This is a genomic window from Rhodopseudomonas palustris HaA2 (genome assembly GCF_000013365.1).
Classification (GTDB): Bacteria; Pseudomonadota; Alphaproteobacteria; order Rhizobiales; family Xanthobacteraceae; genus Rhodopseudomonas; species Rhodopseudomonas palustris_J.
This window is the reverse complement of the sequence record NC_007778.1, coordinates 1,050,315-1,070,560: the sequence shown is the minus strand read 5'-3', so window position 1 is coordinate 1,070,560 and position 20,246 is coordinate 1,050,315. Positions and strand designations below refer to the sequence as shown.

Here is a 20,246-nt window from a genome sequence, read left to right as displayed (position 1 = left end):
TTATCGGCATTTTTCCAGATAGCCCCCACATGATATGGACTGAGCCCAAGCTAACGCGCCACCACATCAAAAGGGCAAGACACGCCACCGCCCCCTTTGCTGCCGATCCCCCGCAGCTTGCCTGCCGCGACGATGGGCGGCGCAAATCGGCAAGTACCGAGGCCACCCGAATGCAGGTTCGGCGCAGGTACGTACATCACACCGGTGGCGACACTCGGCGAGCCACCACCTCGGTGCGAGTCGGCAACCCCTTGTGAAAAAATGGACATTTGCAGTCACAAGGCTTCTGGCGGAGAGAGTGGGAACCTCCCCCAAGAACCTCTAAAGCCCAATAACCCCTTGTTTAACACGCCTTCTGAGGATAGCAAGGTGTGGTTTACAGGTGTGGTTTGGCATGGCGGACACGAAGTATCTTCAAAAGAAAGGCAACACGTGGCGCGTGGTGGTTGAGATACCCAAGCCGCTCCGCGAGGCCCTGCAAGGAAAGCCGCGCTTCATCAAATCCCTGGGCACGGAAAGCCTCAGCGAGGCTAACCGGATTAAGCACCAGCACGTCGCCGAGTTCAAACGCCGTATCAAGCTCGCTGAGCAGGGCAAAGCAGACCCCCTCGCCGCAGCCATAGAGGCCGCCATTGCCTTCCGAGAGGCCTTCGCTTCGCACGACAACGAATACCTTGTTCATGGCGACCAGGAGAGCACCGGAGCCGAAGAACTCTTGGAGGTGGTGAACCAGGAGGCACAAGCCCTTTTGAAGACCCGAGGGCCTGAGGCATCGCGGCTGTTCCATAGTCTCGCGACTGGCAAGGCCACGCTGATCCGGGACCAGTACCCAACTTGGCTCGCCATCTGCAACGGCACCGAGCAAACCAAGGCTCAGCATGAAGCCACCATCAAGCGCTTCCTCGCTTGGGCCGGTGAGTTCATGTCGATCGAAGGCACCGACCGCAAGAAGGCAGGGGAATACGTCCAAGTCCTCAGGGACGCAAAACTAGCGGCCAAGACAATCCAGCGGCACCTGTCGTCTTTAGCCACGCTGTGGTCTTGGTTGACGAGCAGAGGGCTCACAAGCACTTCCGAACGCGACAATCCATGGAGAGGACATGGAGTCGGGAAAACACCGCGTGGCACCAAGAAGAAGTCGACGCGAACGGGATTGAGCAACGAGAAGCTCCTAAAGCTCCTGAGAGGCCGTTACAGCACGCCACGATATGCAACGATCCTCGCAGACCTCACAAGGCTTGCCCTACTCCATGGCAGCCGCCTGGACGAGCTTTGCGCGCTCAAGAAAGCCGACATTCAGAAGATAGACGGCGACTACTGGTTCCAAATCACCGAAGGCAAGACCGAGGCGGCTGTGCGCAGGGTGCCGCTCCATCCCCTCGCCGTCCCAATCATTGAGCGGCGACTGAAGGGACCAGGGAAGGAATACCTGTTTGATGGTTTGGTGCCAGGCGGTCCTGACCGCAAACGTTCATGGAACGCTAGTAAAGCCTACGGCCGGTTCCGAAAAGACGTAGGGGTTGCGGCGCGCTATGAGGACTTCCACGCTCTCCGAAAAACGTTTGCCGACCTCATGGAGGGCCTTGAGGTCCCCGAGCGGACCGTGCAGTTGATCATCGGTCACGAGCGAGGCTTTACCTATGGAGACTATTCGAGCGGACAGCGTGTAAACCTCCGCAAGATCATCAATCAGGTAGATTATGGTTCTGAGGTCATGGCAGCAATCGCCCTGCCCGCCCCCGAATAATCGGCGCTGTCAAAGCCATCCTCGGGAGGGCCGAAAGCGGCGCAAGGGTCGAAGACTTCGGGAAGCTTGATCACGCGCACAGCATCCGGCCACAAACTTACGCCACGTTTGCCGCCATGCTCCCATAGAGCAACGACGCCAGTAATGCGGATGAGTGCCCCTCCCTTGATGATCAATCCGGCTGGTAGCGGCTTGCCCTTCGCGTCAGTCAGAACCGGCTGCTTCTTCGGGCTTTTGAACTTCAGCACTACAGTGCCGTCTTCAAGCTTCTTCCAAGGCCTAACAGATACTTTGCGTCCAAAGTTCTCCGAAATGATGCCTTCCACTTGGCGCATGAAGCACTCCGTCCACTCAGGGGAGGCGACTGCTTCGGTCTTGTATTTGCCGTCTGCGAAATCGCCTTCTGTGTGGGGCTCCGAGAGGTTGGGATTGCGAGCGGTGAGCACATCGGTGACGCACGCGGTGTATTTGAACTTCTTGTCAGCCATCGGCTCCAAGCAGCCTGCATCTGATTCGATTGCCCAAGCGTGGCACGGGATCAGAAGACGACCAATTCATTACTGTTGCACTTCGACTGCAGCGGTGTCTTTCCGGAAAGCCTTGCGAATCGTCCAAGCTCACTCATTCTTGGCGGCTTCATAAGCTTTGGAGCGAGTGAGATGACAGAATGGATCGAGAACAAAGAACTGGACAGCATTTCGGAACTGCCTAGCCGTGTTGATTTCGATGATTGGGAGAAGGAGGAGGGGCTAGTCAACCTTCTTGCGAAGAAGGGGCGTGCAAAGCCGTGGCTTCCAGCCGGACTTTATAAAAGGACAAAAGGCGGCAGGCTCTGCGTCTTAGAGGTTCATCGCTCATTGAAGGGCGTGGAGCAGGCTGTTTGGCTGCGAAAAATTCCGTGAGGCGCGCTCTTAATTGTTGTCGTTGCGTCCACAAGCAGCCTCCTCGGCTCGGCTGATCCACATCCGCCGCTGAGCCGGCGTGAGGCTCTTGCACCGCTCCAAGTCCTTGGGGAACGCTTCGACCAGCACCGTTACCATGAGGGCGTCTTCGCCGTCATAGGCCTCCGCTATTTCATCCAAGCGCTCCTGTATTCGGCGGCGTGTGATTTCAGCCTTGGCCTTCCGCAGCCATTTGCGCCGCTCCCTCATCGTAGGCAGCAGCCGCAGGTAGTCGCAATCTGTGCACGGCATCCATTCCGGAAGGGCCTCAAGCCCCGGTACGTCCGAGACGTTCGCGAACCAAAGCATCAAAGAAGTCGGGCTCTGTGCTCAAAACCGAATGATAGTTCATGCGAGATACCTCAGCGATGATTCGCTCATCTCCATGAGAATGGTCTGGCTCGCGAGCAATGCAAAACGGAATCCCTGCGATTCCCAAATGCAAGTTCTCCTTGTGCACAAAACGATCTACCGTTCGTAGCGTCAAAATGTGCAAAGAGGAATATTGTCATGGCTTCCGGGAAGTTCGTCTCTTACCTCCGCGTTTCGACGGACAAGCAGGGCAAGAGCGGCCTCGGGATCGAAGCGCAGCGCGAAGCCGTGACCAGCTACCTTAACGGTGGACGCTGGACCCTGGAGGCGGAATACGTGGAGACCGAGAGCGGCCGGAAATCGGACAGGCCGAAGCTAGCCGCAGCGCTCTCCCACGCCAAAGCCATCGGAGCGCGGCTTGTCTTTGCCAAGCTCGACCGCCTCACCAGAAACGTGGACCTCCTGCGCTCCCTGGTGGCCAGCGAGGTCGAGCTTGTCTTTTGTGATTTGCCGACCGTGCCCCCCGGCCCAATGGGCAAGTTCCTGCTGACCCAAATGGCAGCAGTTGCCGAGCTTGAGGCGGGCTTGATCAGCGAGAGGACCAAGAAGGCCCTCGCAGCCGCCAAGGCGCGCGGTGTGAAGCTGGGCAACCCCAACGGTGCAAGAGCCCTCAGAGGCAAGCAGAGGGGCAATGCTGAGGCGGTGGCTAGGATCAAGCAGAAGGCCGCGCAGCGCGCTACGGACCTTCGTGGCATCATTCAGAGCTTCCAGCGCTCAGGCATCACCAGCGTCCGCGCCATCACCGACGAACTCAACCGGCAAGGCATCCGCGCGCCTCGTGGGGGCGACTGGCACCCCACAGCCGTTGCTAGGCTGCTCAATCGCCTTCCCAAGGCCGCCTAGGGCTATTCGAGAGGAGAACACCACCATGCTAATCCAAGTTGCTGCGCTCGCCTTGATTGCTTCGGCTGTGATCCAAAGCCGCCCCATGATCGTTGGCAGCATACTGGCATTCGGAGGGGCAGCCTGGTTCACTTGAGCGCTGGACCGCTTTGCGGCCTTGAAAGCCGTTGTTCGCCTTTTGGCGCAGTGGGTTACGGATTTTTGAGACTACCTATACACAAGAGGCCGCCTCAGTACCAACTGAGCCAATGCCCGGAGCCGATCCCTCAAATCTCAACCCACACGGCCATTGGTCACGCCTCTAGGCGCTTAGCACGGAGCAGTCAGGATAGGCGATCACTGCGGCCGGGCGAGGGCTCGGGGAGTGCGCGTAAGGGTCCCTCCCTGCTCCCTGATTTGGCACATTTCTTCCCAAATGGATTTCAAAATCGGGGTCTAAAGCCGCCGTTGTTGTTTGACGAAATCGGCGTGTGGAGCATGGGTCCCTCTGAGCCGACGAATCTCGGCTTAGGGCCTACTGGAACTTTCGGCGCTTGAATGCAGCGACGTCGGCGTTGCTAAGCTTGAACCACTCGCCATTAGCTCTCTTCTCGCTGAAGCGTCGATGCCAATACGCTTCAATGCCGGATGGATCATCAGTTCTGATGGAGTGTACCAGCACAGCAGCTTCAGGAAGAGCGATGCGAATCTCCTTCACTCGTCTTTCAAGTTGGTCGCTTCGGCCGACTTTGTAGTATGCGCCTGATTTTATCAGATATACTAGTCCCTCTCGTGAAGCCCCCGTCTGGACTATGGGGCTATTGCCGCTGAAGAGCGCTAACACGTCAGCGACGCTGTCTTGCCCTAAGAGCCAGGAGCGACATTTGTCCAAGAAAGCGTCTTTGCTGCCGAAACGCTTGTAGAACGACTTCGCAGCAGGGAATCCGTCCCGCCCGCGAGAGAATATCTGTAGCTCGCTGCCGGTTGGTATGTGCCTGTAATATCTGCACGCCTCAATGAATTTCTGAAAGACGTAATCCGCATCCAGCTTGCCCTGCCACTCATTCGGCTTAAAGCCAGCTTCAGAAAGTGCGTCGCTCCAGCGAGCCCAATAGACACCGCGCCATGCGGCTTCACGAACTCCTGTAGCGCGCTCAAAGGCAACAACCCCTGGAGGCTTTCCATCATTCGCTTTGGCCAGCTTCCTAATGTCGTCCACTATCTGCTGCCTCATCCTTTCCTACTCCGATAATCCAACAAATGAAGCATTCAGTACGTTCAAGGTGCGCGCGAGTAGCCAACGGAAAAAACTGCGCCGGAAGCGCCCCCAAAGCAGTTGGCACCCTAGGCGCTCGGTAGTTTCCCCGCATCATCTTCCTTTGCACGCGCCTCCATGCGGGAAGCGTATTGCGATCATCAGGACGAAGCGGCCTTAGGTGCGCCCTCACGGGCTCGCCAAACACTCGAAGTGGTCCCTCATAGTTCTTAACGCCCGCCAAAAGTCTCTGCACGACCTTCCAAGCAGTCTTGTAGGTGACGCCCAAGGCGCGCTCGATCTCCCTCACCGCAATAGGCTGATGTGAATTGAGCAGATGCGCAGCACCAATCCAGAGTTTGAGAGGAAGCTTCGTGCCCTCCAGTGGAGTCCCAACGGTAACAGTGAACTGGCGTCGGCAAGCTGAGCACAGATACAGGCCCGGCCGGTGCGATTTGCCCGCTATGGCCACGACCGAAGGACTGCCGACCCCGCAATGAGGACATTCGGGACCGTTAGGCCACCGGATGCGCTCCAACACTGCTCTGCAATCGTCTTCCGTCATTAAGCCCTCAAAGGCTGTTTTGTCTCGTATATATGCGGGACGACGCCAAAAGCAATAATTGCCTTTTGAATCAATGGGTTTCGGTCATTGTGAGACCACCTATGCCCAGAAGGCGGCCTGCATCCTCCACGGAGGTAGTCCAACATTAAACCCCACCAATTCTTCGGCGCTCTCTACGAGACCTGCAGCACACCTGTAGAGCGCCGCAAGCTCCTCACCGTCCTAGAAGCCGGATGGCCTGAGGAGCGGCTTGCTGACTTTGCCCGCTGGCAGTTCGGCAAGCCACTTGTTGCGTTGAAGGCTAGAGACCTCATCGCAATCCTTAACTCTGCCGTCCTGCACGACTACTTCGCCCGGAGGTTCCTCAAAGAACGAGGTCGAAGGTCGGTTGGTCTGCACGCATCCCGCATAGATAGGTAAGATCACCTAACGACATGACTACACCACAACCCGGCGCACGGGAGGCGTTCGCGTTTCTCCGTTCCGTGTGTCGCAATTTTCCGGAAAGGCTGATGCTTGGCGAGGCTATCCGCAACCAATGGCCCGCCCATGCCATCGAAGCTGCTGCGCGGCAATACAAGGGGCGCGGCGACCTCAAGTATAGACTGGCAATCCAGGACGCATCAAAGCGCCGCTACTACAGCCCCGAGGAACGAGCCGCTGACTACGCCGCCCTCCACGAGCGGCAGGCCGAGCTAGAGGCTCGCAGCGCCATGAAGGCGACCAAGGCCACAAGGCCCTCTGTGCCCCCTGAGTTCAAGGCGGCCCGTGCTGCTTGCCGTTCTGTGCTCGACTGCGACCGCCTAAAAGCAGCCCTCGAAGCGGGATGGTTGCCCGAACAACTCAACTACGTTGCTCGGCAACTCAGCAAGAAAGCTTCTCGCGTGGCGTTTCGAGAGACCCCAGCAGCGTATCGCCACGCTTTCGAGTTCATCAACGGCGCCGATCCTGCGCACTTCACATTCCTGCCGCTCAGTCTTCAGTCAGCGGCCCATGAACCTCATGCCAACGCCTAGAGACACGATGATCATTGTCCACTACACCTATATGCCGAAAGAGGCCCGTTAAGTGCCCGTAGAGACTTTCCAATACCTTGACAGCCTCGTAACGACCAACCCGGACGTGAACGACGGTCTGGTCAATGGCGACGACCATATCCGGGGCACCAAGCTTGCCCTGAAGAACTCCTTCCCGCAGATCGCTGGAGCGGTCACCGCATCCCACACTGACCTCTCCACGGTCGGCTCTTGGGTGACTGGTGGTGCCCCGCTGCTCTCTGGCGCTGGAACGTACTTCAACGTCAACCCGACCGATGGCTTCAGGAACACTGTAGCCGGCGACATTGACGTGGTGCTCGCTGGCACCATCGCAGCGACCTTCCAGCGCACGGCGGGTGTCAACTTCTTCAAGGTCTCTGGAGGCATTCAGGCCACTGCAGAGATCAAAGGCCCTGGTGTCTGTCCTCCAGGCTCCACGGTGATCTGGTGGGATGACACGCTTCCCGAGGATGGCCTTTGGGCTTGGGCAAACGGTCAGGTGATCACCGACGCCGCTACGCGCTGTCCGATCTTGCTCGCGCGGTGGGGTAGTCGCTTCGGCGGCAACGGCGTGACTTCCATGGGCCTCCCGAACCTCCAGGAGGTCGTTCCGGTTGGCAAGAGTGGCATGGGCGGTGGTTTGGTCCCTGGGGTGCTTTCGAGCATCGCTGGAGCCCTCAAGACTGCCCTTCATGCACTGATCGGAGCAGACGCTGTCACGCTTACGACAGGGCACCTACCGAACCTGGAATCGTCTGGTACCAACCTCATCAGTCTCTCTGGTTCCACGTCGAACGTCGTCTATGGATACTCAGGTACGAGCGATCAGTATGGTCCTTATAACGGTTCGGCAGTAACCGCCTACGGGCCGGTGCCGGTGAATGTAAGCGGTTCGGTCAACATCACCACTCGCTTCAATGGTGGTGGCAATGCTCACAACAACGTCCAACCGTCCAGGACGGTCAATTGGATCGTTCGGCTAGGTTGAGTTACCAACTAGAGGGGCTTCGGGACGGCCCGGCTCTACAGAAGGCTCAGCCTCCCGGGAGGCTACACTCAGGACCGTAAAGGCACCCCTGTTGTTGGCACCAATTGTGAGGCCAAGGTGTCGGTCAGTGACGTTCGCTAAGGGCCTCAGTGGTCCTTTAAGAGCGCTCCAGTCGCTGTAGCTTATGGGGGAGTCTTCGGCCTCTTGCCTCTCCTGAGACTTTGAAGACTCCTCCAAAGGGGTGATGATGCACCCGGTCATGGCCTCTATTTCCCCCCTCGAAGCTCTATAGGAAACAATAAGAAGCCTAGGGGGAATAAGTCCAACCTCTGCCAGCTTGCAGCCCTGACGGAGCTGCCAATCCCTACACACAAATCCGAGGTCAACACTTAAGTGGAACCCTATATTGGTTCGCGCGGAGCATGTGCGCTCGTGCCGCCGCCGCTGTTCGTATCAGCAATGTCCAATCATTGGACCAACAATTTAGACATGCCTTCATCGCCAGCCTTAAGCTCTCTTTGGGAGACGATGGCAGTGACCTTCAGTCGTGCCATCACAGAAGCTAGCATCGGGCACAAAACACAGTGGAAGGTGCTCCAGCCGCCTACAGGGTCTGGAAAGACTGAAGGGGCGTGCCTCTATGCCGCCTTGCAGGCAGAGCGCAATGAAGCTCTCAAAGGGTTTGCAAGGCCCGTTGGCGTCCTCATCGTCACCCGGCTTATTGATCAGGCTAACGCCTTAGCCTCCCGTGTGAACGAGCTGTGCGCGCGGACGGTTGCCTGCGCCCGGCATTCCGAGAGCACCGCTACTGCTGATCAAGCCTACGCATCCGACGTGCTCGTGGTGACCCATAAGGCATTCGTTGATGCCGCTGGAAACATCGGCGGTGCATCTTGGCAGAAGCTCACCGAGTGGAGAGGCGGAGCGCGGCTTCTAACCGTGATTGATGAAGCCCTTGCAAACGTCGTGGAAGAGAGTCGTGTTACTCTGCAAGGTCTCGGATTTGCCTTGGGATGCGTGCCATTGAAAGTGGCGGAGGACTTCCCTGGGCAGATGAAAGCGTTGAAAGACCTTATCAGCGCACTCCAGCACCAAGCCACCGACGCACTGAATGATGACGGCGTTGCGCTGTCGTTGCTTTGGACGGAGGGAAGTAAGTGGGAGAACGCAGAGGTAAACACAGACATGCGCCATCTGCGGGCGGCGATGCGTGCTACGGCCTACGACCGCCTCACGATAGGTCAGGAAAACGGAATTCATCGGAACCGCATCGCTGCGCGCGTGGACTGCACTCTGGAGGGCGCTCAGTCTGTCTTGGAGCGCTGGGCCTTCTACGCTCGTTCGGGCGCGGAGCACTCAGTCAACTCGGCGGCACTCCTGGTGCCTGACGGTGTTCCGGGCGCTGTGGTGCTCGACGCCACCGCTAAGCAGAACTTCCTTTGGGAGCTTCTGCCTAATAGAGCGGAAATCGTCCCGATCCGCAGTGGTGCACGGAGCTACCGCACCGTCAATCTTCACGTTGCCCGAGCCCGAGGCGTCGGCAAGTCATCTATGGAGAAGAGCTTCGCAAAGCGCTACGCCAGACTCTTGGAAGCGCTCGAAGGCCGTCTCGGGACTGACCGCTCCGTATTTCTATGCACGCACAAGGTGAATGAGCACGTGCCGAAGACCTTTCAGCACCGCTTCGCTCGGCTGGAAGTGGGGCATTGGGGCGCGATAGACGGACGCAATGATTGGAAGGATTTCGATACAGCCGTCATCTTTGGCTTGCCGTTTCTGGATAGGGACGTGTGGGCTACCGGGATGTTCTTCGCCCTTCAAGGCGTTCAGGACGAAGCGTGGCTGGAGGCTCCGTCATGGCAGGGGCACCACAATGTGCGAACGGTGATGCACCAGCGGCAGATGTCAGTTTCCATCATTCAAGCGATCAATCGCATTCGGTGCCGCAAGGTGATTGATGAAAGCGGCGGCTGTGCTGCCTGCGATATCTTCATCATTCTTCCCGCCGATAAGGTGGGTGATGCCATCTTGGATGATATCCAGGCCGACATGCCTGACACTAATGTTGTGCCGTGGGATTTTGAGTTAGACGGACCTCAAATTCGCAAGCCGCGCGCCGGAAGCTCCCATGACGCGCTAATCACGTTGATGCAGAACCGTGCGCCGGGAGAGGTCTCAATGAGCCTCGTGCAGCGTGAGTTAGGGCTGAAGCCTAAGGGCCTCGAAAAGCTCCGTGGCGTCCTAAGGGACTGCGGTCACCCGACCACCAGGGCGCTTGAGCAGATGGGTGTTAAGCTGGTCACTCACGGACGAACGCGAGGAGCCAAGACCTTCCTCGTCAAGCATGAAGCCGCCTAGAGCTAAACGATAGACTTCGCCGGTGAGGCTCATTGAGAGATGGACCTCGCCGGTTCTTGTAGAACCACAGTGCTTCTCGAAGCTGTTCCCGGTGTATCAATTGCATCACAACGTGCTTGCCCCTGGGGGACAGCAAAAAGGCCTCAGGTTGATCCCTGAGGCCCCTTGGTCCTTCGCGACGAGTTGACGGCGAAGCGGTGGAGGAAGTGTGTCAGACTGCTTTGCGCGGTGCCGTCGCCTTTCGTCGCGCATGGGGCTTGCGGCGTGTTTTGGGCGTGCCTGAAAAGGCTTCATGCACCTCGAAGAACGGCACCCCAGCCGTCTCGGCGATTTGCTCCAACGAGCCTCCAACCTGATCCGCTAGGGCGTCCAGTTCGGCGCTGAGCTTTGAAGCAGTCTGCATGAGACCTAGCAGCGTCGCTAGGGCGGCAAGCTGACGCCGACGTTGGGTGTGGTTCGCGGGTGTGGTTCCGGATTTCGCTCTCATTCAAAAGTCTTTGATAAGGTTGAATTATCGGACTTCTGTGATAGCTGGCGGAGAGAGTGGGATTCGAACCCACGGTACGGTTTCCCGCACACACGCTTTCCAAGCGTGCGCCTTAAGCCACTCGGCCATCTCTCCGGGCGCCCTCTCATGACCGCGCCGGGCGGATTTGGCAAGGGATCGCGGCGGTGGCCTGCGGATTTCATCTAAATTATTGATTTGATGGGCGCTCCTCCATCGGAAAGCCCAAGGCCGGAGGGCCGCCGGCGACAAAATCGTTGCGCGAATCCGGGCGGGCAGCAGCGCCCGTCCCCGGCGCAGCGTCGGCAGCCTCCTATTGCAGCCGCGCGCCGCCGAAGGCCAGAGGCCCGCCCCGCGACCAGCCGCCGGCCATTTTCAGCGCCGGCGGCTGGCTGGCGAGGGCGCCGGCGGCGTCGCTGTTGGCGGTATGGGCGTCTTCCAGCGACGCCACGAAATCCGCGAACCAGGACTGGACGCTGCCGCGGCGCAGCTTGGCCATCATCGCTTCCCAGCGCAGCCGGCGCTCGGTCAGGGGCATCGACAATGCGGTGGCGATGGCGCGGGCCATGCCTTCGACGTCGTGCGGATTGACCAGCAGCGCGGTATCGAGCTCGTTGGCGGCGCCCGCGAATTTCGACAGCACCAGCACGCCGGGGTCGATCGGATTCTGCGCGGCGACGTATTCCTTCGCCACCAGATTCATGCCGTCCTGCAGCGGCGTGACAAGACCGACCTGCGCGGTGCGGTACAGCCCCGCCAGCACGCCCTGACGGAAGCCCTTGTTGAGATAGCGGATCGGGGTCCAGTCGGCCTCGCCGAGCCGGCCGTTGACGTCGCTGACGAGCTTGGCGAGTTCGCCCTGCAGATTGCCATAGGCCTCGATCGTGCCGCGCGACGGGGTCGCGATCTGCAGCAATGACACGGTGCGTTGCAGCGACGGTCGCATGGTCAGCATTCGGTCGAAGGCATTGACGCGGTTGATCAAACCCTTCGAATAATCCAGGCGGTCGACGCCGATCACGAGCTTCTCGCCGTTGAGGCTCTTGCGCAGCCGCGACACATCGGGATGCGCGGTCGCCTTCTGCGCCTGCTGCGCAAACAGATCGGCATCGATGCCGATCGGGAACACTTCACAACGCGATGTGCCGTACGGCGTCGTGACGACGCCGTCGGCGATGGCAAAGCCGAGTTCGGCTTTGCCATAGGCCAGAAAATTGCTCCGGTCCTCTTCGGTCTGGAATCCGATCAGATCATAGGCGAGCATCGCCTCGACCAGCTCGCGATTGTGCGGCACGCAGCCCATCGTCGCCGGGGACGCCCACGGCGTGTGCAGGAAGAAGCCGATCGGCTGGGTCACGCCGAGGGCGCGCAACTCCGCGCCGAGGGCGAGAAAATGGTAATCCTGTATCCAGAACGCAGTGTCGGGCTTGCGGAAGCGCAGCAGGGCGCGCGCCATGAAGCTATTGACCTCGCGATAGGAACGGTAGTCGTCCTGCGAGACGCGGATCAGATCGGCGCGGGAATGCAGCGCCGGCCACAGCGCGGAATTGGCGAAGCCCTCGTAATAACCGCCGTAATGCGCCGCCGGCAGATCCAGCATCGCCAGCGCGCCGGCGCCGAGTTGTTCAATCTCCGCAAAGGGTTCCCGTTGCGCGCCATCGCGCACCCGGCCGCTGGAACCGACCCAGATGGCGCCGGACTTTTCGACCACGGGCAGCAAGGCGGCGGCCAGACCACCGGTCATCGGCTCGTTCGAAGACGCCCTCGCCACCCGGTTTGAAACGACGACTAGGTTCACGTGTCCCTCCGCGCCCCTGTTGATTTGCCCTTATTAACAACCGTTCATCAAGTTCGTTCCATGGCGCAAATTGAACGACTTTGCGGCACGACACGGATCGACGCGGAACCCCGACGTGTTGCGGCTAACTTGGGGCTAACCTGGGGCTAACTGTGGATCGAGCAACCGCGCCAGCCAGGCCCGCACATCGCGCGGCTCGTCGAAATGTCCCGCGACGATGTCGCTGTGGCGGCCCACCGAAAATGCCAGACCGCGTAGTTCCGGCATGATCGCGAACACCGTCTCGTCGGTGACGTCGTCGCCCAGGAACACCGGGCGCCGACCTTTGAACGGTTCGTGATTCATCAGTTCGAGCACGCCGGTCGCCTTGGTGACGCCGGCATGCTTGATCTCGCACACCGACTTGCCCGGCAGCACTTCGAGCGGCGCGTGCGGATTCTCGGCGCGGATCGCGGCGACGGATTCGTAGATCGCTTTCTCGGTGTGCGGCGCCAGACGGTAGTGCAGCGCCAGCGAGTAGCCTTTGTCTTCGAGCAGAATGCCGGGACTGATCCGCGCGATCGCGGCGAGACGATTTTTCAAGTCGGGGTCCAGCGGCGGCGCGCGGGTCGCGACCTGTTCGGCGCTGGACAACAGCCGCATCTCGGCGCCGTGGCCGCCGACGGCGGGCAGTTTCAGCGGCGCGAAGATCAGATCGATATCGTTGATCGAACGGCCGCTGACCAGCGCCAGCGCGCCGGAGGTGCGCTCGTGCAGCGCGCGCAGCGTCTGTTCGAGTTCCGGCGGCACCCAGACTTCGCGCGGCGTCGGCGCGAGGTCGAGCAGCGTGCCGTCGATATCGAGCAGCAGCGCGCACTGATCGAGATGCGGCACCAGCGCGCTCGGCACCGGTACGGAATTGGTAGTCGGCCGCGAGGCGTCGTCGGCGAGATTCGAAGTCATCGGTTTTCCTCTATGGCGGCCAGCGGCCGCGCCACTTGTTCCAGCGACCTGCGTTCGGCCGCCACACCATAACGCCAACCGACCATTGCGGCGACGATCATCAGAGCCGCGCCGAGCAGATAGCCGGCGAACACGGTGGTGCGCGATCCGGTATCGATCAGCGCGCCGAACAGCGCCGGGCCGGCGACGCCGCCGATTCCTGTGCCGATCGCGTAGAAGATCGCGATCGCCAGCGCACGAACCTCGAGCGGGAAGGTCTCGCTGACCGTGAGATAGGCCGCGCTCGCGGCCGGCGATGCGAAGAAGAAGATCACCATCCAGGCGATCGTCTGGCTCTGCGCGGTCAGCGCACCGATCGAGAACAGATAGCCGGAGCCGGCGAGCAGCAGTCCCGAGATGCCGTAGGTGAACGCGATCATCTTGCGGCGGCCGAGCGTATCGAACAATCGACCGAGCAGCAACGGCCCGAGAAAATTGCCGGCGGCGAACGGCAGGATGTACCAGCCGATATGGCTGGACGGAATGCCGAAGAAGTCGGTCAGGATCAGCGCGTAGGTGAAGAAGATCGCATTGTAGAAGAACGCCTGCGCCGCCATCAGCGTCAGTCCGACGAACGAACGTTGCCTGTATGTGGTGAGCAGCGTGTGCGCGACCTCGCGCAGCGGCGTGTGGCTGCGCATCTGCAGGCGGATCTTCGACTTGATGCGATGCTCCGGCTCGGTTGCGATCCGCGCCGTCCGCTCGATCTCGGCGACGATCGCCTCGGCCTGTTCCGGGCGGCCGTGAATCATGAGCCAGCGCGGGCTTTCCGGAATCCACAACCGCATCACGAACACCACGATGCCGAGCACGGCGCCGGTGAAGTAAGCGAGCCGCCAGCCATATTCGGGATCGATCACCGCCGGGTCGAGCAGCACGATGGCGCAGACCGCACCGAGCGCCGCGCCGAGCCAGAAGCTGCCGTTGATCACCAGATCGGTCCAGCCGCGATAGCGCGCCGGCATCAGCTCCTGGATCGTCGAGTTGATGGCGGTGTATTCGCCGCCGATGCCGGCTCCGGTGAGAAATCGAAACAGCGCGTAGCTCCAGACATTCCAGGACAGCGCCGTCGCCGCGGTCGCGGCGAGATACAGCGCCAGCGTGATGAAGAACAGTTTCTTGCGGCCGATCCGGTCGGTCAGCCAGCCGAAGCCGAGCGCGCCGAGCACCGCGCCGGCGAGATAGGCGCTGTTGGCGACGCCGACATCGAGGTTGGAGAACTGAAGCTGCTGCTTCAGCGCGCCCGAGAGCGTGCCGGCGAGCGTCACTTCGAGACCGTCCAGAATCCAGGTGACGCCGAGCGCGACCACCACGCGGGTATGAAAGCCGCTCCACAGCAGGCCGTCCAGCCGCGCCGGAATGTCGGTTTCAATGATGCAACCGCCGACGCGCGGGGCCGGTGGTGGTTGCGTCCAAGCGGCGCTTGTGGAAACGGCCATTACCTCGCTCCGGCGTTGAGCCACGCCGCAAGCGCCGAACGTGGCGATCCGTCACCCAGGACGGACCGGTCGCAGGCTAACGGAACGGGGCCGCAACGGTTCCCGATCTTCCGACTCGAGGTCCCCTTTACCGTCACGAGGCCTGGCCTACGTGACGTTGCGAGCCGGCAGCGGTCGGCTCGCACGCTTGTCTGAGGGCCTCCGGGCGAGGCTGTTTGCGCTCAGGCCGCGCGGATATTGGCCATGAAGCGATCGAGCTCGGCCCGCAACCGCGCGCTTTCCGACGACAGACCGCGCGCCGAATGCAGCACCTGTGCCGACGCCGCGCCGGTCTCGGACGCGCCGCGGTTGACCTCGTCGATGTTGCCGGCGACCTGCTGCGTGCCGAGCGCGACGCTCTGAACGCTGCGGGCGATTTCCCGGGTCGCGGCGTCCTGCTCGGCCACCGCACCGGCGATCGAAGCCGAGATGGTCGAGATCCGCGAGATCGTCTCGCCGATCTTCTTGATCGCGCCGACGGAGTCGCGCGTCGCCTGCTGCATGTCGGCGACCTGTGCGGAGATGTCGTCGGTCGCCTTCGCGGTCTGGCTCGCCAGCGACTTCACTTCGGCCGCCACCACGGCGAAGCCGCGGCCGGCATCACCGGCGCGTGCCGCTTCGATCGTGGCGTTGAGCGCGAGCAGGTTGGTCTGCTCGGCGATCGCGGTGATCAACTGAATGACGGCGCCGATCTGCTGCGCGGCGAGCGTCAGCTGACCGATCCGCCCGTCGGTTTCCTGCGCCTGCTCGACCGCACTTTCGGCGATCTGGCTCGATTGTCCGACCTGGCGGCCGATCTCGCCGACCGAGACAGAGAGCTGCTCGGTAGCGGTCGCGACCGACTGCACATCGGTCGAAGCCTGCCGCGAAGTGCCGGCCACTGCGCCCGAAAGGCTCTGGGTGGTCTCGGCGGTGCGGGTCAGCGTGTCGGCCGCTTGTTCGAGCTGTCCTGCGGCGTCCGCAACATTCGCCACGATCGCCCCCACCGCGGTTTCGAACTCGCCGGCGAATCTGATCAGTTCCGCCCTGCGCGCTTCGCGGCCGGCGCTGGCCTCGGCTTCGCGTGCCACCGCGTCCTGCTCGGCCTTGCGCGCGGCCTGAACCTTGAACGCCTCGACCGCCGCCGCCATGTCGCCGATCTCGTCCCTGCGGCCCAGTCCGGGGAGCACGACGTCGAACTCGCCGTCCGCGAGCTTGCGCATCGCCCCGCACATCGCCTGCATCGGCCGCGAGATGCTGCGCCCGAGCACGAAGGCGAGGATGACGCCGAGCAGGAAGCTGCCGGCGCCGAGCGTCACCACCATGGTCTTGGTCGCGGCGATCGTGGCGTCGGAGGCCTGCGCCAATCGCCGCTGATCGGCGACGAGTTCGGCCTTCATGGTCTGCGAATCCCGGATCACGACCTCGGCCATCTGCGTCATCTGCGCGACGCGCGATTCCACCGCGCGCGAATCTGCGACCACTTTGACCAGAGCCGCGATGTAGTCGGCCAATCCCGCCGAGATGTCCTTCAGCCGCGCGGCGACATCAGGCGTTTCCGGCGCGATCGCATTCAGGGAGTTGTCGATGAATTTGAGCCTTGCGATCGCGCTATTGGAAACGTTGCGGTCCCAACTGCTGATGAACGTCGTCACCATGGTCGCGGCGGCCACGAACTGGATCGATACCTGCTTGGCGCCGGCCTCGACGGCGCGAAGGTCGTTGCCGCCCGCCGAGTTGGCGAGGTCGTCGATCTTGTAGCGCAGACTGTTGCCGCCGCGGACCAGTCGGTCCTGAACCAGCATCGCGCTTTCCGTTTTCAGCGCCTGGATCTCGGCGAACCGCTTGGCGAAGCCGTCGAATTCCGCCGCCAGCTTGGTGACCCGCTCGCGTTGCTCCGGCGTCTTCGCAGTCTGCATCGACCTATCGATCGCGGCGCTCAGCGCTGCCTGGGCCGCCAGCGCCGCCTTGGCGTCGTCGTCCTTGCCGGTGAGAACATAGTAACGGGCACGTGCCTGGAAAACCGTCAACGCCTGATCGATATTTCGTGCGGCATCGGACTCGTCGACCCCCTCACGATAGCCGGCGACGACATCCGAGACACGCTCGAAGGCGACGACGGCGAGGCCCATGCTGATGGCCGATAGCCCGAGCGCGACGGCAAAGCCGAGCGTGACCTTGCCGCGAAACCGCAACGCGGGCAGCACTCCGCGCTGCCGCGATCCCAAAACGTCAGATTTATTCACGTGATTGCACCTGTCCCGCAGAACCATCCGGCACCTCGGGAAAATACGGGGTATTTTCTAAGCGGCGGTAAATTGTTCCGGTCGAAGGCAGGACATTATTGCGGCCGAGATGTCATCAAAACGTCAGGAAAAATATCCGCGCCGAACGCTCCATCGCAGAAAATGCCAGTTGCAAAGTCCCGCGTCCGTGCTTCTAATTGGAACAATTAAAAATTCAGCGGGAGGACTGCGCGTGTCCAAAGTCTCTATGACTGTCAACGGGAAAGCCGTCACGGCGGAGGTCGAGGATCGAACCCTCCTCGTCCAATTGCTGCGCGATCATCTGAACCTGACCGGCACCCATGTCGGCTGCGACACCAGCCAGTGCGGCGCCTGCATCGTCCACATCGACGGTCGCGCGGTGAAGTCCTGCACGACGCTGGTCGGCCAGGCCGACGGCGCCAACATCACCACGATCGAAGGCATCTCCCGGGGCGACGAGCTGCACCCGATGCAGGCGGCATTCCGCGACAATCACGGCCTGCAATGCGGCTATTGCACGCCCGGCATGATCATGTCGGCGATCGACATCGTCAACCGGCACGGCGCCGATCTCGACGAGGACACCGTCCGCCACGAGCTCGAAGGCAATATCTGCCGCTGCACCGGCTATCACAACATCGTCAAATCGGTGCTGGACGCCGCCTCCCGCATGAAGATGGCGCAGGCCGCCGAATAGGCCGCGCTGCCGCCTCCGCCGTTTTCGTCACGTATCAACTCAATCGAGCTGCGCCCGCGTCGTCGACGTCGCGGCCGACGCAGTCGGACAGGGAGCAAACACAATGGGCATCGAGGGCATCGGCGCGAGCGTCGTGCGCAAGGAAGACCGTCGCTTCATCACCGGCAAGGGCCGCTATGTCGACGACATCAAGATCATCGGCATGACGCATGCGTATTTCCTGCGCAGCCCGCATGCCCACGCCAGGATCAAGCGCATCGACGTCGAGGCCGCCAAGGCGATGCCTGGGGTGGTCGACGTGCTGACCGGGCAGCAGATCGTCGACGACAAGGTCGGCAATCTGATCTGCGGCTGGGCGATCCACTCCAAGGACGGCTCGGCGATGAAGATGGGCGCGTGGCCGGCGATGGCGCCGGAGACGGTGCGCTTCGTCGGCCAGGCGGTCGCGGTGGTGATCGCCGAGACCCGAAACCTCGCCCGCGACGCCGCCGAGGCGATCGTGGTGGAGTACGAAGAGCTGCCTGCCGTCGCCGATGTCAAGGCCGCGATCGCGCCCGGCGCGCCGCAGCTTCATCCCGAGGCCCCCGGCAACATCGTCTATGACTGGGAGATCGGCGACCAGAAGGCGGTCGACGAGGCCTTCGGCAAGGCCGCCAATGTGGTGTCGTTCGAACTGACCAACAACCGGCTGGTGCCGAACGCGATGGAGCCGCGCGCCGCACTCGCCGACTACAACGAGGCGGAAGAGCACTTCACGCTGTACACCACGTCGCAAAATCCGCACGTCGCCCGGCTGGTGCTGTCGGCGTTCTACAACATCGCGCCCGAGCACAAGCTGCGGGTGGTGGCGCCCGACGTCGGCGGCGGCTTCGGCTCCAAGATCTTCATCTATCCGGAAGAGATGGTGGCGCTGTGGGCCTCCAAGAAGGTCGGCCGCCCGGTGAAATGGACCGGCGACCGCAACGAGGCGTTCCTGACCGACGCCCACGGCCGCGACCACGTCTCCAAGGCCGAGATGGCGTTCGACAAGGACAACAAGATGCTGGCGCTGCGGGTGACGACCCACGCCAATTTCGGCGCCTACATGTCGCTGTTCTCGTCCTCGGTACCGACTTATCTCTACGCCACGCTGCTGTCGGGCCAGTACAACATCCCGGCGATCTACACCGAGGTGATCGGCGTCTACACCAACACCACGCCGGTCGACGCCTATCGCGGCGCCGGGCGGCCCGAGGCGTGCTACCTGCTGGAGCGGCTGGTCGAGACCGCGGCGCGGCAGCTCAAGGTCGACCCGGCCGAGCTGCGGCGCAAGAACTTCATCACCCAGTTCCCGCATCAGACCCCGGTGATCATGGCCTACGACATCGGCGACTTCAACGCGTCGCTCGACGCCGCGCTGAAGGCCGCCGACTATGCCGGCTTCCCGGCGCGCAAGGCCAAGGCCAAGGCCGAGGGCAAGCTGCGCGGGCTCGGCTTCTCCTGCTACATCGAGGCCTGCGGCATCGCGCCCTCGAAAGCGGTGGGCTCGCTCGGCGCCGGCGTCGGTCTGTGGGAATCCGCGGAGGTGCGCGTCAACCCGGTCGGCACCATCGAGATCCTGACCGGTTCGCACAGCCACGGCCAGGGCCACGAGACCACCTTCGCCCAATTGGTCGCCGATCGCCTCGGCATTCCGATCAACCAGGTGTCGATCGTGCACGGCGACACCGACAAGGTGCAGTTCGGCATGGGCACCTACGGCTCGCGCTCCGCCGCGGTCGGCATGTCGGCGATCTTCAAGGCGATGGAGAAGGTCGAGGCCAAGGCCAAGAAGATCGCGGCGCATCAGCTCGAGGCCAGCGAGGGCGACATCGTCATCGAGAACGGCGAGTTCAAGGTCACCGGCACCGACAAGTCGATCGCGCTGCCGATGGTGGCGCTGGCCGCCTACACGGCGCACAATCTGCCCGACGGCATGGAGCCCGGCCTGAAGGAGAGCGCGTTCTACGATCCGACCAACTTCACGTTCCCGGCCGGCTCCTACATCTGCGAGCTCGAAGTCGATCCCGGCACCGGCAAGACCTCGTTCGTCAATTTCGTCGCGGTCGATGATTTCGGCCGGCTGATCAATCCGATGATCGTCGAAGGCCAGGTCCATGGCGGCCTCGTCCAGGGCATCGGCCAGGCGCTGCTGGAGCAGGCGATCTACGACGACACCGGCCAGCTCGTCACCGCGTCGTTCATGGACTACGCGATGCCGCGCGCCGACGACGTGCCGTCGTTCAAGGTGTCGCACACCGAGACGCTGTGTCCGGGCAATCCGCTCGGCGTCAAGGGCTGCGGCGAGGCCGGCGCGATCGGCGCCTCGGCGGCGGTGATCAACGCCATCACCGACGCGATCGGCAACAACAAGCTCGAAATGCCGGCGACGCCCGACCGGGTGTGGCACGCGATCCAAGCGGCCTGAGGGAGGACAC

Annotated in this window: 17 protein-coding genes and 1 tRNA gene; 8 read left to right on the top strand and 10 right to left on the bottom strand. The window is 61.8% G+C overall.

Annotated features, from left to right (window positions below):
- Positions 1-394 precede the first annotated feature (394 nt).
- A complete protein-coding gene (locus RPB_RS04695; protein ID WP_011439825.1) occupies positions 395-1,747 on the top strand; it encodes a tyrosine-type recombinase/integrase in 1,353 nt (450 codons plus the stop codon).
- Here the strand turns inward: RPB_RS04695 and RPB_RS04690 are convergent.
- A complete protein-coding gene (locus tag RPB_RS04690; protein WP_041797957.1) occupies positions 1,699-2,235 on the bottom strand; it encodes a hypothetical protein in 537 nt (178 codons plus the stop codon). The two genes, RPB_RS04695 and RPB_RS04690, sit on opposite strands and share 49 nt — an antisense overlap.
- A 171-nt stretch (positions 2,236-2,406) precedes the next feature.
- On the opposite strand from RPB_RS04690, the gene RPB_RS24490 reads away from it, so the two are divergent.
- On the top strand, positions 2,407-2,649 hold the full coding sequence (locus RPB_RS24490) for a hypothetical protein (RefSeq protein WP_157038778.1): 243 nt from the start codon (positions 2,407-2,409) through the stop codon (positions 2,647-2,649).
- A 9-nt stretch (positions 2,650-2,658) separates the two neighbouring features.
- Here RPB_RS24490 and RPB_RS04685 read toward each other — a convergent pair whose 3' ends face one another.
- Positions 2,659-2,997, bottom strand: coding sequence for a hypothetical protein (locus tag RPB_RS04685; protein ID WP_041797956.1), 339 nt, complete (start codon positions 2,995-2,997; stop codon positions 2,659-2,661).
- Between the two features lie 201 nt (positions 2,998-3,198).
- On the opposite strand from RPB_RS04685, the gene RPB_RS04680 reads away from it, so the two are divergent.
- Positions 3,199-3,903, top strand: a complete 705-nt coding sequence (locus RPB_RS04680) for a recombinase family protein (protein WP_011439823.1) — start codon at positions 3,199-3,201, stop codon at positions 3,901-3,903.
- Positions 3,904-4,417: 514 nt separating this feature from the next.
- On the opposite strand, the gene RPB_RS04675 is transcribed toward RPB_RS04680, so the two are convergent.
- Positions 4,418-5,116 carry a GIY-YIG nuclease family protein gene (locus RPB_RS04675; RefSeq protein WP_011439822.1) on the bottom strand — a complete coding sequence of 233 codons (699 nt, stop codon included), beginning with the start codon at positions 5,114-5,116 and terminating at the stop codon, positions 4,418-4,420.
- The gene (locus RPB_RS25255) at positions 5,088-5,702 is read right to left on the bottom strand and encodes a transposase (RefSeq protein ID WP_011439821.1); all 615 of its coding nucleotides are present in this window, start codon (positions 5,700-5,702) and stop codon (positions 5,088-5,090) included. The genes RPB_RS04675 and RPB_RS25255 overlap by 29 nt, the downstream gene beginning before the upstream one ends.
- A gap of 512 nt (positions 5,703-6,214) precedes the next feature.
- On the opposite strand from RPB_RS25255, the gene RPB_RS04670 reads away from it, so the two are divergent.
- The 3 genes from RPB_RS04670 to RPB_RS04660 all read left to right on the top strand — a co-directional run bounded on the left by RPB_RS04670 (position 6,215) and on the right by RPB_RS04660 (position 10,085).
- Positions 6,215-6,718: a hypothetical protein gene (locus tag RPB_RS04670; protein WP_157038777.1), complete on the top strand. Its 504-nt coding sequence runs from the start codon at positions 6,215-6,217 to the stop codon at positions 6,716-6,718.
- Between the two features lie 106 nt (positions 6,719-6,824).
- The gene (locus RPB_RS23750; protein WP_198135154.1) at positions 6,825-7,727 is read left to right on the top strand and encodes a phage tail protein; all 903 of its coding nucleotides are present in this window, start codon (positions 6,825-6,827) and stop codon (positions 7,725-7,727) included.
- 393 nt (positions 7,728-8,120) lie between these two features.
- Positions 8,121-10,085, top strand: a complete 1,965-nt coding sequence (locus RPB_RS04660; RefSeq protein ID WP_041797955.1) for a DEAD/DEAH box helicase family protein — start codon at positions 8,121-8,123, stop codon at positions 10,083-10,085.
- A 211-nt stretch (positions 10,086-10,296) separates the two neighbouring features.
- Here RPB_RS04660 and RPB_RS24485 read toward each other — a convergent pair whose 3' ends face one another.
- The 6 genes from RPB_RS24485 to RPB_RS04635 all read right to left on the bottom strand — a co-directional run bounded on the left by RPB_RS24485 (position 10,297) and on the right by RPB_RS04635 (position 17,099).
- On the bottom strand, positions 10,297-10,572 hold the full coding sequence (locus RPB_RS24485; protein WP_157038775.1) for a hypothetical protein: 276 nt from the start codon (positions 10,570-10,572) through the stop codon (positions 10,297-10,299).
- 45 nt (positions 10,573-10,617) lie between these two features.
- Positions 10,618-10,707, bottom strand: a tRNA-Ser gene (locus RPB_RS04655).
- Between the two features lie 196 nt (positions 10,708-10,903).
- Positions 10,904-12,388, bottom strand: coding sequence for an alpha,alpha-trehalose-phosphate synthase (UDP-forming) (otsA, locus tag RPB_RS04650; protein WP_011439817.1), 1,485 nt, complete (start codon positions 12,386-12,388; stop codon positions 10,904-10,906).
- A 135-nt stretch (positions 12,389-12,523) separates the two neighbouring features.
- Positions 12,524-13,330, bottom strand: coding sequence for a trehalose-phosphatase (otsB, locus tag RPB_RS04645; protein WP_011439816.1), 807 nt, complete (start codon positions 13,328-13,330; stop codon positions 12,524-12,526).
- A complete protein-coding gene (locus RPB_RS04640) occupies positions 13,327-14,808 on the bottom strand; it encodes an MFS transporter (protein WP_011439815.1) in 1,482 nt (493 codons plus the stop codon). The genes otsB and RPB_RS04640 overlap by 4 nt, the downstream gene beginning before the upstream one ends.
- A gap of 221 nt (positions 14,809-15,029) precedes the next feature.
- Positions 15,030-17,099 (bottom strand): methyl-accepting chemotaxis protein, encoded by a 2,070-nt coding sequence (locus RPB_RS04635; RefSeq protein ID WP_011439814.1) that lies wholly within the window; start codon positions 17,097-17,099, stop codon positions 15,030-15,032.
- A gap of 205 nt (positions 17,100-17,304) precedes the next feature.
- Here RPB_RS04635 and RPB_RS04630 point away from each other — a divergent pair, with 205 nt between their 5' ends.
- Both RPB_RS04630 and RPB_RS04625 read left to right on the top strand, forming a co-directional pair.
- Positions 17,305-17,790 (top strand): (2Fe-2S)-binding protein, encoded by a 486-nt coding sequence (locus RPB_RS04630; protein WP_011439813.1) that lies wholly within the window; start codon positions 17,305-17,307, stop codon positions 17,788-17,790.
- Positions 17,791-17,893: 103 nt separating this feature from the next.
- A complete protein-coding gene (locus RPB_RS04625) occupies positions 17,894-20,236 on the top strand; it encodes a xanthine dehydrogenase family protein molybdopterin-binding subunit (protein ID WP_011439812.1) in 2,343 nt (780 codons plus the stop codon).
- Positions 20,237-20,246 lie beyond the last annotated feature (10 nt).